Origin of the sequence: Dysgonomonas sp. 521 (assembly GCF_010501055.1) — a bacterium.
Lineage (GTDB): Bacteria > Bacteroidota > Bacteroidia > Bacteroidales > Dysgonomonadaceae > Dysgonomonas.
This window is the reverse complement of sequence record NZ_QVMO01000066.1, coordinates 1-12994: the sequence shown is the minus strand read 5'-3', so window position 1 is coordinate 12994 and position 12994 is coordinate 1. Positions and strand designations below refer to the sequence as shown.

General features: G+C 41.7%; 9 protein-coding genes and 1 riboswitch. Of the genes, 2 read left to right on the top strand and 7 right to left on the bottom strand.

Annotated features, from left to right (window positions below):
- Positions 1 to 50: 50 nt before the first annotated feature.
- From ppc to D0T84_RS16335, 6 genes are all read right to left on the bottom strand, one after another.
- Positions 51 to 2690, bottom strand: coding sequence for a phosphoenolpyruvate carboxylase (gene ppc / locus D0T84_RS16360; RefSeq protein WP_163308937.1), 2640 nt, complete (start codon positions 2688 to 2690; stop codon positions 51 to 53).
- A 202-nt stretch (positions 2691 to 2892) separates the two neighbouring features.
- A complete protein-coding gene (locus D0T84_RS16355) occupies positions 2893 to 4623 on the bottom strand; it encodes a phosphoenolpyruvate carboxykinase (protein WP_163308936.1) in 1731 nt (576 codons plus the stop codon).
- A gap of 268 nt (positions 4624 to 4891) precedes the next feature.
- On the bottom strand, positions 4892 to 5107 hold the full coding sequence (locus D0T84_RS16350; RefSeq protein WP_163308935.1) for a cysteine-rich CWC family protein: 216 nt from the start codon (positions 5105 to 5107) through the stop codon (positions 4892 to 4894).
- A 178-nt stretch (positions 5108 to 5285) separates the two neighbouring features.
- Positions 5286 to 5601, bottom strand: a riboswitch (cobalamin riboswitch).
- A gap of 394 nt (positions 5602 to 5995) precedes the next feature.
- On the bottom strand, positions 5996 to 6427 hold the full coding sequence (locus D0T84_RS16345; protein ID WP_163308934.1) for an RNA-binding S4 domain-containing protein: 432 nt from the start codon (positions 6425 to 6427) through the stop codon (positions 5996 to 5998).
- A 1-nt stretch (position 6428) separates the two neighbouring features.
- On the bottom strand, positions 6429 to 6992 hold the full coding sequence (gene pth, locus D0T84_RS16340; RefSeq protein ID WP_163308933.1) for an aminoacyl-tRNA hydrolase: 564 nt from the start codon (positions 6990 to 6992) through the stop codon (positions 6429 to 6431).
- A gap of 103 nt (positions 6993 to 7095) precedes the next feature.
- Positions 7096 to 7674, bottom strand: a complete 579-nt coding sequence (locus tag D0T84_RS16335) for a 50S ribosomal protein L25/general stress protein Ctc (protein ID WP_163308932.1) — start codon at positions 7672 to 7674, stop codon at positions 7096 to 7098.
- Between the two features lie 1156 nt (positions 7675 to 8830).
- On the opposite strand from D0T84_RS16335, the gene D0T84_RS16330 reads away from it, so the two are divergent.
- Together D0T84_RS16330 and D0T84_RS16325 are read left to right on the top strand one after the other, a co-directional pair.
- The gene (locus D0T84_RS16330) at positions 8831 to 9904 is read left to right on the top strand and encodes an ARPP-1 family domain-containing protein (RefSeq protein WP_163308931.1); all 1074 of its coding nucleotides are present in this window, start codon (positions 8831 to 8833) and stop codon (positions 9902 to 9904) included.
- Between the two features lie 9 nt (positions 9905 to 9913).
- Positions 9914 to 11530 carry a hypothetical protein gene (locus D0T84_RS16325; RefSeq protein WP_163308930.1) on the top strand — a complete coding sequence of 539 codons (1617 nt, stop codon included), beginning with the start codon at positions 9914 to 9916 and terminating at the stop codon, positions 11528 to 11530.
- Between the two features lie 25 nt (positions 11531 to 11555).
- Here D0T84_RS16325 and D0T84_RS16320 read toward each other — a convergent pair whose 3' ends face one another.
- Positions 11556 to 12833 carry a metallophosphoesterase gene (locus D0T84_RS16320; protein WP_163308929.1) on the bottom strand — a complete coding sequence of 426 codons (1278 nt, stop codon included), beginning with the start codon at positions 12831 to 12833 and terminating at the stop codon, positions 11556 to 11558.
- Positions 12834 to 12994 lie beyond the last annotated feature (161 nt).

Here is a 12994-nt window from a genome sequence, read left to right as displayed (position 1 = left end):
ATGTTTAATTTTTATGAGTTTCTCAACTTGCTTGTATTCAGTTGTTTGCATCATCCGGTATTCCTCATTCCGGCAGCGATACCAGATATGGTAATCATCAGTGCCAGCTCAAGTTCGGGCGAATGCTCATCATCCTGCCTGGTGCGGTGAAGGAGTTCTACCTGCAACAGGTTGAGAGGGTTGGTATATATGTTGCGCATCGCGATATTTTCGGCCACATCCGGCAATCCTTCCATCAGGTACTCGTCCTGCGAAATTCTTAATGTGGATTTTATCGCGCCTTCAAGTTGCGCCCTTAATTTCTTACCCAATCCCTGTAATTTTTCCTCTACAAGCCTTTCGTCATAATATTCCGACATACGTGGGTCGGCTTTGGCAAATACCATTTCCAGCATACTGATCCTTGTGCCGAAGAAAGGCCAGTCATTATACATTGTTTTCAATGTATCTATCTTGCCGTCATCTATAACCTGTTGCAGCGCTTCTCCCGCCCCAAGCCAAGCAGGGAGCAGCAACCTGTTTTGCGTCCATCCGAATATCCACGGAATGGCGCGCAGGCTTTCTACACCTCCGTTGGGCCGGCGCTTTGCAGGACGCGAGCCAAGAGGCAGGCGAGCCAGTTCGGCTTCAGGGGTTGCCTGATAAAAGTATGGTATAAAATCAGGGTCTCTGCGGACAATTCCCTGATAGATGTTACAGGATATGTCGGACATTTCGTCCATTATGTCTCTCCACTCTTGTTTTGGCGCAGGAGGAGGAAGCAGGTTGGCCTCGAGGATAGCGTCTGTATACAGGGATAATGTTTTTATCGCCAGATCGGGCATTCCCAGTTTGAAGCGGATCATTTCGCCTTGCTCTGTTACACGCAGGCCTCCTATTAACGAACCGGGAGGTTGCGAGAATAACGCGACCTTGGCAGGGCCGCCGCCACGTCCGACAGTTCCGCCGCGCCCGTGGAACAGAGTCAGCCCTATTCCGGCGTTCTGGCATGTTTTGATAAGGGCTTCCTGTGCACGGTACTGTGCCCATCCGGCGGCTATAGAACCGGCGTCTTTTGCCGAATCGGAGTAGCCGATCATTATCATCTGCTTATTCTTGATAACACCTCTGTACCAGCTTATATTAAATAACTGCTGCATGATGTCATTCGAGTTGTTCAAGTCATTCAGTGTCTCAAACAGCGGTGTGACAGGCATCATATACGGGCACTCTGCTTCTTTCAACAACAGGTAAACAGCCAATATGTCAGACGGTGTACGTGTCATTGATATGATGTAGGTAGGGATTACCCCTTCGGGGGTTTCCGCTATCACTCTGCATGTTTCGAGCACCTCCATTGTCTGAGGGCTTGGCTGCCAGTTGTTAGGAACCAGCGGGCGCTTCGAATTCAATTCCTTGATGAGGAACGCCTGTTTTTCGTCTTCCGACCATGTTTCGTAGTCGCCTAATCCCAGATAGCGGGTTATTTCGGCTATTGTTTCGGTATGTATTGTACTTTCCTGACGGATATCTATCTGTACAAGTGTCAGTCCAAAGCATTTTACCCGGCGCATGGTATCCAGCAGTTTATCATCTGCTATAATCTCCATTTTGCATGCGACCAATGACTTGTAGCATTCGTATAACGGTTCCCATAGCTGTTCGTTGTGGTACAGTATATCATCGGTCAGTTCCGGTTTTTTGCCTGCAATGCGGGCATCCAGATATGCTATTGTATTTCTCAGTCGTGTACGTATCCTTTTCATCAGTTCACGATACGGTTCCTGTACCTCATAGTTTTTGATATAATCGCGGAACTCGCTGGTACAGGTAGCCATAGACAATTCTTTTACCAGAATTTCTATATCGGAAAGGAATAGTGTAGCTGCCCTTCTGCGGCTGTCCAACAGTACGTCGTGCGTTACTTTGGCTGTGACGTTGGGGTTACCGTCGCGGTCGCCTCCCATCCACGACGAGAAGTGTATAGGGCGTGCGTCGATAGGGATGCGGTAAGGTATTGTATTCCTTATCTGTTCGTCCAGTTCGCGAAGATAGGCCGGCACTGCTGCCCAAAGGCTGTTTTCTACTACATCGTAGCCCCATTTCGCTTCTTCATTCGGGGTAGGGCGGTTTTGGCGGATTTCGTCGGTGTACCAGTACTGGGCTACCAATTGTTTCAGTCTGCGCAATATCTGTACTTTCTGATGCTCTATCAGGTCATCATGGTCGAGCAATTCCAGACAGTGGTCAACCTGGTTCAGGTTGTTGATAAGCGAACGCCTGTTAATCTCGGTAGGGTGGGCAGTCAAAACCAAGTCGATAGATATATTTTCTATAGCCTTGATAATGTCGTTGTCACTATAGTTCGCAGCTTTCAGGCTTTCGTATACTGCCGGAAAGTTAACAGGATTCTCCGCGCCCTGCGCATGTGGGGAAACGCTGTTGTATTGTTCCGCTGTATTGGTCAGGTTCAGAAATTGATTGAACGAACGCGCCACCGGCAGAAATTCTTCATCTTTAAGATTCTGTAATGTCTTAACCAGCGATTTGTGAGCTTCCACATCTCCTGAATGCGACGCCTTAGAAAGTCTGCGGATTGTTTCTATGAGGTCAACCATATCTTGTCCCTTGGCTTCGCTGATTGTTTTACCCAGCAGGTCACCAAGTAGTTTGATATTGTTGTGCATCAAAGATTGTTGCATTTTATCCATAGGTTTATCTGTAATAATTTAGTTGTATACTTTTAGTGCTTTATTTTTAACGCCGGAAACCTTCAAAAGTTTCGGTGCGGCATTATATATTAGACAATATTTGTCAAAATGAATGAAAATTAAGGTCGATGATCTGTTTTTTATTCTTATTCAAAGAAAGAGACGAGTTTGTTGTAACTCATCTCTTATCTTATATTGTTGTTTAATCGTTTATCATTGTAAATAATTCTTCGGCTGCCAGACGAGGGCCGTCTTTGGCCTGGCCTTCTATGGCGAGCGATGTGTATATTTCTCCTATTTTCACACCATTGTTATTCATATCGGTAAAGTATTCCTTTATCAACTTTCCTGCAACTTCTTTTTCCTGTACAGGGCCAAACGGATTGGCAAAATAGGATGTTACCAGACCTTGCTCTGTAGTCGTACCTTTCGCCTTGCGCGCTCCGGCTTCGAATACTTTGATCGCTTCATCCAGATTGTCGAAGATCTGAATTTTTTGATCCGATTCGGTATAGTTGTTAGCATATAGCATGTAATCCACTTTGTACCCTTTGGATATAACATCGTAAGTGGCAGCAGGGATAGTGATACGCGCGTTTACTTTATCGGGATTGGTGTAGATACCTCTTTCCAGCTGTTGGAACGCGTACATCGGATCAAGGTCGTCTATACGGACAAAAGCTCCGATCTCGGTACCGTATCCTTTGATAACGCCGTTCTCTTCTTTTTTGAGGTAGCCCATATCATCAAAGATGACACGCATGTGGCGTATATATTTTTCGTTCAAAGTACGGAATGCTTCAAGGCTTTCGGATTTTCCGGCTCCGCTGTCGCCCATGATGATGATGTTGGCTTCAGTTCCGTTTTTGAGCAGGATGTTTACCATCGCGCCATGTATAGGCAGGCGGTTTTTCTCCATCTGTTTTACATTATGGAGCGTGAGCAGCATCTTCTTCATGTAGCCGAAGTAGTCTATGTCGTCGCAGTGGTTGGCATAGCCTATCAGCATGTCATTCTTTGTATCCTTATAGTAGAAGGTACGTTTTTCTTCATGTCCGTCAGGATATCCGAATACATAGATTATATCCGGTTTCTTCCCGATGTATTCGCTTTCTTTTGCCAGTTCGAACAGGTTGGATAGCGCGAAACCGTGTACCATATAATCCTTGTGGAAATAAACGAATGTCAGCATGTTTCCTACTTTGGCGGGGAACAGGAACCAGTCGTCTTCATTGAGTATGATATTTTCGATAGGATTGGTGTGATGTTCTTGAAAAATCCCGTCACGGGTATTCCTCTTTGTATATGAAATAAACGGAGGCTTAAACATTACGGCCGTAATGAACGGAATGCTTGTCAGCCCGTTATATTCTATAGGGCAGTTCCATGTAATATCGCTGAGTGTGAGTCCCGCGTTGGCTCCGGCTGTAAGCTGGCGGTACACACGGTGTTGGTAGCCTATTACGGTCTCTTCTATGCGGCGGTAGATGGAAATAACCAATTCGTTGAACAATTCGTTTGCCTGCATAAAGCGTACGCTTTGCAGTCCATTACCGATAGTGCTGTTGTGAACTATTGTATAACGTTCGAGCCCGCGCCAGAAAGTGTAAAGTAATTCGATGAGTTCTATGAACAGGTCTTTATCGTCGAAGAAAATAGCATATTTGTTATGTACATTTTGAACTTCATTGGGGTTGCAAACCGTAAGCAGCCTGAATGCTTCAACCAAGGTTTTCTGAAATTCTTCGTCAGTCTGAAATTCTTTTATATAATGGTTGTAAATAATTATTTCGTCTTTCTTCAGTTTTTGTATGAAAACTTCGATAACGCGGTTGAAACCGTAACTGTTTAGTATTTTCTGCCTTGTGTCGCAAAATTTGAGAGTGAAGTTAATGATTGCCTGACCTTCGCCTAAAGTAAATTCCTGTAACATATTATATACTTGTTTTTATATTTGTTTCTCTTTCTGAAGTTCCATTTTCATTTCGTGTTTGCAACCTCCTGTTTAAGAGAGTTCTATAACAGGAGGCTGCAAATTTGAGATCTCAGCCGGAATGCTTCCGTACCGAGCCATTTTCTCGCTTCAAATTTAAGGAAACTTACCTATACAATTAAACGAATTAAAGACTTATTTTATAATAAATTGTAAATTAAAAATAAGTTTAAGCTATATTCTTGTATTGTAGTTGCTTATAACAGTACTATTTTTTATCTTTTATAAACCGGGGATTGACATCGAAAGCGTAAAAATAGGTGTTGGTTTCGTTCAGGCATTTGGGGCACAGGCAATCGTCATAATTATCTTTAATATAGTCGCGTACTCCGCTTACTAACGATACTTTGCGGCAACTACACAGTTCTATCCTGTCTTCCCTGCAACTGAATGAGGCAGAGCATCTTTTACATATCTTTTTCATACATGTCTAATTTTTAAATTGTAAATAATATATAATCGGATCAGAGCTGAAAATGTATACGCCCTTATTGGTAGATATACAGGATATTACCAGCGTGGATGTATAAACATTCCAATCTTAATCGTATTTTACATAATCGGGAAAATTCCGTCATATTCTACCATCTTTTTTCGCGAAAGATAGAATCATTTTTTTTGGCAGGTCTTCTGACTTACTCCGTCTTTTGAACATCCTTCCCATTTTCAGTTTTCAGTTAGCAGCTAGCAGTTAACAGGGCAAATGCTGTTTACTGTTTGCTGTTTCACTGATTTCTGTAAAACAGTGGTATTGGGTATCGTTCAAAGACTTTTTCGGCAACATTGTTAACTGATGACTGTTAACTGTTTGCTGAAAAGAGCTTACAGCAGCGCGACTGTTCAGGATTTGCACCTGATTCCCTTTTCACTATGTATTCAAGAATTTGCATACACAGCACCAATATGAAAACAAAGATATTGAATTCTATATAAGAACAAGTTTATTTGCGGGAAAGTTTTTAACAGCGAAAAAAAGAGGTTACTCTTTCACAAGAATAACCTCTAAAATGAATATATGAGAATGTTCTCTTCTTGGTTATACCCGATAACCTGTAAGTAGGTTTACTACATTGTACTTAAGGCAATATATGTACCATTCGTTTCGATAAGGTGTTGAAACGGAAAGTATTAACAGTTTTATCGATTTATAAATATTTATAAGTACTTATATCCTGTGTGAGAACTTATTTGGGTGTTTTTTAACTGTCAAAATGTCCTGCAATATTAATTTATAATAATCGCATTAAAACAAATGAAGTTATCCGGTACCGGATAACTTCACGTATAATAGTTTCTGTGTAAGATGAAACTCTTAATCTTCTTCATCCAGATCCCAGTCATCGAAGAATGAATAATCTTCCGCAAACTGATCCAGATCCCTGCGGTCTTTCTTGGTAGGGCGTCCTGTTCCGCGGGCACGGTCAACAAATCCGCTGACTTTCGATATCTCCAGAATCTCCAGTTGCGATGGTGGCGTCACATCCTTCATGAAGTCGGGTACAAGTTTGGCTCCCATCCTGCTCTCCGAAAGGTTTAGCACCTCAAAGGAATAGGTCACCGGAGGGCGGCGTACTTCTATTACATCGCCTATCTTAATCATCCGCGAAGGTTTTATCGTAACACCTTTTATTGTAATACGCCCTTTTTTGCATGCCTCTATTGCTATGGAGCGTGTTTTGAAAAGGCGCACGGCCCATAGCCATTTATCTATGCGTACTTCATTTTTTGGTTCGCCTTTAGCCATATTATTTATTATTATACTGGTTCATAGTATTTTGTATTCCTGCAAGACAGAAGCTTTTGATAATTTCGCCGCAGGTTTCCAGTTTCGCCGGAAGCTCTTTTTCTTCTTCATCCGTGAAATCGTCCAATACGTAACCTACCTGTCCGCCTCTGGAGAAATCGCTCCCTATGCCGAAGCGCAGGCGTGCATACTCTTGTGTGCCGAGTACCGATTGTATGTTTCCCAGTCCGTTATGTCCGGCGCTGCTTCCTTTGCCTTTCATACGTAAAGTGCCGAAAGGCAGAGCCAGGTCGTCTACTACTACCAGTAGGTTCTCCACCGGTATTTTCTCATGATTGAGCCAGTACCGGACGGCGTTGCCGCTGAGGTTCATAAATGTGGATGGTTTCAGCAGGATGAGGGTGCGTCCTTTTACCCTCAGTTCGGAAACAAAGCCGTAACGCCTGTCGGCAAAAACAATATTGGACGCTTTAGCTAAAGCGTCCAATACTCTGAATCCTATGTTGTGGCGGGTATATTCGTATTCTCTACCAATATTACCGAGGCCGGCAATCAAGTATTTCATTTTAGTAATATTTAAAATTCAAAAATTCAAGAAAACTCTCATATTAATCAAGTACTTATCATTGAATCTTTAAATAATAAAATCTTTAAATTTCACTAATTATTTAGCCGTTCTTAGCAGCAAGACCTCTTGCAGCACGAGTCAATTGAACGCGGCAAACAACACCATTCTTAGCGTTAAGCAGTTCAAGTCCTTCGAAGTGAAGGTCTCCTACCTGGATAGATTTGCCAAGTGCAAGGCTTGTAACGTCAACATGTACTTTTTCAGGAATTTTATTGTAAAGTGCTTTCACTTTTATCTTACGCAGGTCAAGAGAAAGTTTACCCCCTGCTTTCACACCTTCTGCTAGCCCGTCCAATACTACCGGAACGTCGATAGTGATAGGTTTGTTCTCGAATACATGAAGGAAGTCAAGGTGCAGGATTGCATCTGTAACAGGGTGTACCTGTATGTCTTTCAATATCGCTTTATAGTTGTTTTTACCTACTGTAAGGTCTACAAGGAAAATTTCAGGAGTATAGATCAATTTACGTACATCACTGTTAGTCACAGCAAAGTGAATTGCTTCTTCCTGCTCGCCACCATAGATCACAGCCGGAATTTTGTCTTCTTTACGGAAAGCCTTTGTCGCTTTTTTGCCAAGGTCGGTTCTTACTTCGCCTTTTAATTCAAATGTTTTCATTTTTTAATTTTAAAATTGTGTTACTCAAATTAAGGATTGCTTCCTCATTCCCATCACACGTACGGGCTTATAAAAGCGGTGCAAAGATAATTGTTTTGTCGCTATTTTCCTAATCTTTGAATGATTAAAATATTAATGAGAATCAAGAGCCGGATTTATCAATCACAGGAACGAAGCGCTGCCTGTGGAAGTAAAAACCGGATTCTGTAGCCTGAAAGGCAGAAGTTTAGGATTCAGGCGCTAGGGCAATGCTCTCATAATCAAGCTGCGCTTTTTGAGGATTCCGTGTCAGGCACGGAATGACAGGCTTTTGATACATCCCTAATGTTTTAGCTACTTTTTTCTACCGAGCGATAATGCCTGATGGCATTCAATACGTAGTTTTCCCCCTTCTTATTTATTAGAGTTTATATTCAATAAAAGAGTAAGATGCATATTTTTAGGAGTTTTAGTTGCCACGACTTTCAAGTCGTGGATAATAATACAGATAGAAAACGACTTTAGTCAAAACATTTTGGCTAAAGCCATTATCTGATTAGACTATTATCCTCCAGCTAAAGCAGGAGGCAATTAAATCACAGAGAATAAACCATATATAATCTTATTGAATATAAACTCTATTGTAATAATTTCTTATCTTACATCATTATCGAAATCGTATAAAATTATCTAATATATGCGAATCAAGGGTTAAATGTGCCGTTAGGCACATCATATTGGTAGAAACATGAATGAAATTCGTTTTTTTGTGCCGTCAGGTACAAAATGTGAATTGTTCTGTAGATATTGCGTACCTGACGGCACGCAATTAACCGGTTAAAGCTTCTTTCTACCAACATTCAGTCCCTAAAGGGACAAAAAATAGCACAATTAACCCCTGATTCGCATAATATATAGGTGTTTACTGATTTTTGTCAGGTAGAAAAAGTAACAAGATAAAAGTGTGAAAAAGAGTCACTTTTGTCACTTTTTGTATGTAAAAGGTTGATTATTAGTTGTATGTTGTTTTGTGGGTTGTTACTTTTTGGTTTATTGGCCGGCTCTACCATTTTAAAGCTTCGTTTTACCAACTGAAAAAAGTAACATACCCATTCTTGCAGGTACGATAATTTATGGTTGTCTATATTTGAAATAAATAACCTAAAATAACACAGTTATGAAAAAATATCTTTTACTCTCGTTGTTAATTGCTGCTATTGCTACACAGCTATGTGCACAGCCTACAGTGAATAATAAAGTTTATTCGTATAAGAATCTCAGTATTTATTTACTGGAAAGCAACGACCAGTCTTCGAATGAGTACCTGACATTGGCGGAAGCTATGAAGCAAAGTAAGATTGAGCTAAAGGAAATCGGTACGGTAAGTGAGTTGTCTGTGGATAACCTTTCTAATAACCATGTCTTTATCATGGCTGGTGACATCGTAAAAGGAGGTAAGCAAGACCGTACAATCGGTATAGATCTGGTATTGAAACCTTCGGCAAAAAAGGTGCCTCTGAAATCGTTTTGTGTGGAAAGGAGCCGTTGGAGCCAAAGGGGAGGGGAGAGCCTGGCTAACTTCTCTACGTCTGCACAAACACTGAGTAACCGTAACCTGAAGATAGCCGCGCGCGAAAAAAAAGACCAGTCGTCGGTATGGGCGGAGGTGTCGGCCTATCAGACCAATGCGGGGGCAAATGTGAAGGCGGATGTAAAAAGCAAGCAATCGGCTACCAGCCTGCAACTGACATTGGAGAATAAGGAACTTCGGACTACTGTGCAGGATTATATCAAGGCCTTACAACCCGCATTCGACAATAATAAGAATGTTGTAGGGTTCGCCTTCTGCATTAATGGAAAGGTTTCTACTGTGGAATGGTTCGAAAATGCACAGTTGTTTTCAAAATTGCAGGCTAAACTACTTGAGGCGGCAGCTAATGAGGCCGTGTCTGAATACAGGGAAGATATAGCTATAGACAATCTGTCTGCCGGGAGTATCACAGCCTTTATAAAGAATGCGCAGGCGGGTAATACCGAAGACAGCCGTATCGCAGATAATATGCTTGAACGGAAACATAAGACAGATAAAAGCACCATGTTCAGTTCGTACAATACTGAGATGAGCACAGCCAGACCTGTGCATGTAAGTATTTATTCGACAGAAGGAATAGAATCCGGTCAGATGCAAAATCAAGTACCGCAAGATCGGATACAATTGTTGAATCAGGTTCCCATAAGAAGGAATAGATAAAATATACAGATGAAGAATATTTTCGTTGCTTTCTTACTTGTAATCCTATCTTTTGGCTGCAAAAGCCAGACTAACACAATAAAGGTACAACCCGGCGATATTATTGGTTGCTGGGATGGCGGTTCCCCTGTGTTTGTCAATCAGTTATACCTTTTCGATGACGGGCAGTTCCTTTATTCCACAGGCTATTCAGGAGGCGCATATCATATCGAGAATTATAAGGGCGAATATATCTATAATCCGTTTGCAGGCAGGGTCGACCTGTTTTATACGCACCGGAGCCTGAACAGTTGTATGAAGGATACATTTGCTCATCAACCGCAAAATATGGTAAATGATTTCCGGATAATGGATAAGAATACTATCAGCGGGGTGGGGGCTACAAATACGATTCCGGCCAGCGTAACGGCTAATTCTGTATTGCAGCGTAAGAAAGCAGAAGCCGGCCTGATGCAGAATACTTATGATTATCATTTTACTGATAGTCTTATTCGATGGAAGCCTATTCTTCCCGAAACGGCATATCCGGATATAGAAAATGAAGAGTGGTGCAGTAATGAGACTGGAATGACCGGAGGGTTGTTCGATACCATTGTGTTTTTTGATAAAAGCTTTAGCCGGAATACTGTTTATTCGGGAGGCACATTATATGAAGAACGGCAAAATGGCGGTTACAAATACGATAAGGATAAAATGGAGTTAAACCTTGCTTTATCTCCCGTATTCCCATCATTGGCTTTGGGGCATACTCCTCCTCATGCTATGGGACGTTTGCCCGAGATACGGATTGAGAATCAAAGGCTAAAGATAAAACATCTGACAGACACTACTGTAGATGTGGTTTTCGTGCCTGAATCGGGTGCCGGTATCCTGAAGCAAGCCCGGCATTCCGGCTCCAGAAGATATGTTCGTAAAAGCCTCGGTTCCGGTTATGAACAGACAACTCAGCCGGATGTTTACAGCGAGGTTTGGACGAGGAACGATGGACGGTTTTCCAGCCAGTTGATATTTCTGGGTGATAGCACTTATGTAACATCTGATAGTCCTGTAAAACCACCGTTGGGCGGGATCGGTTTTACAACTCCCAGGCTGAATAAGTACAGAGTTGATGATAAGAAAGGGAAAATGGTTGAACTGGATTCTTATTTGGGACTTTTTGCTAATAATCTGGATAAATACAGGTTACTAATTACAGTACTGACAGATACTACAGTTACAGTAATGGCTCCTTATTCTAAACCTGTCGTATATCAGCGAAAGCTTGACCGAGCATGTGAGTTTACTATTGGAAATGAACGATGGGGATGGTCGCAAGGTAATCCTACCAGTGTAATATTTGATACATTTACTTTCAGTGAAGATGGTACTTACAAGCAGGAAAATGGTTATTCCGGTGGAGTATATCAGGTAAATTCGGTAAAGGGAACGTATATACTGGATAAAGAGAGGAAAGAGTTAAAACTCTTCAATAACAATAATCCTGATACAGAAGATTATACTTTGCTTAAAATCAGGCAACTGACAAAAGATATAGTTGTGATGGAACAAATATTAGTATCGGCAGGTGTTGATAGCGTACTTGGACAAAAAGTATATTACAGGGATATGAAAGAGAAAGACCATTGATTAATGGCCTTTCTCAATCATATAATCAGTTTGTTTTTGTGGTAAATTCCGGGGTTGTTATAGCTACAGACTGGTTGTTGTAAGAATCTATGGCTATAACCTGTACTGAATATTTCGTTCCGGCCTCTAATTCCGTGAAATTAGCGCTAAGGGAATCCGGCATATCACTATTCAGGTAGAACTGCGAGAAAATAGTCATAGACTTATATCCTTGTCCGTTCTTTAGTATCTCTACTTTGTAGTGATGGACTACCTCGTCGTCTGCCGCCTGTGGAAATGAAATAGTGCAGCTGTTCATTGTAATGTTGCTTACAGTTGGTTTGGCATTTGCATCGAAGGCAGGGGAGCTTCCGCCGTCGCGGTTGGCATACGTAAACATCGTACCGTTGTGAGGCGCCTTAACTACCCACCTGGGAAAGATCTCTTGCCCGCGGTATGTATCCAGCCTTTCTAATGTCACGTTCATGTTTTCGTCTACAGTAGCCATGATTCCTTCTGTAACTTCTTCATTTCCCGGAGGATGTATTCCTTCTGTGAATCCTGGTTCTATTTCACTGTATGCTGTGCTGCCTACATTTACAGAAGTAAAGTCTTGCTGATGGATAGAACGCGGATCGCCTATCGGGAAATGCGAATGCCCGGAGAATATAATGACCTGCGGATAGTTTTTTAATATGGAGGCGAAACTGTCGACACCCCATCCATCCGAAAACCTAGTTCCATATACTGTATTGAGAACACCTATATGGGCGAATAGAAAAATGGGATGGCTCGGATACTTCTTACTGGCGTCTTCCAGCGCTGCCGACAGGAAATCTTTTTCCTCTTGTCCGTAAGTAGCGGACATATTGGTAAGGCTAACGCTGATAAACGGAAAGCCTTTTATCTCTATATACTGATGTAAGGGTTGTCCGAGTTTATTCATATACAAGGTCAGTGGATCTCCGTCTATCGATCCTACATCATGGTTGCCTAGCATGTAGTATACGGGTATATCACTTGCTACATTCTGATTGAATAGTTGGATCAGTCCATTGTACTGGCTTTCCTTCGAATAGTCGGTAATATCTCCTACAACAAAGATGGCATCCGGTGAAGGGTTTTGTTCCTGAATATTCTTCAGGGCTCTGATTACTTTATCTTTAGAATCGGGGCGTCCTACATGGATGTCCGAAATAACGGCAAAGCGGGGATATATACCTTTTTCCGGAGCAGTCGGTTCTGTAGGGTCATCACTACTACTACAGGCACTTAGGATGACAAGAAGGAAGATGACATAAAACGGGTATTTTACATTTTTCATAATTTGGAAGATGTGTTTTCTATTTGTATATTCATAATGGTGCGAATGTATGATATTCACTTATAATTAGTTCCTATGTTTGTATTTGAATTACGGCGATAGCAAATATGCATAAGCCCACGAGTATTATTATATTTGAGTTTGATTATAATAACATAATA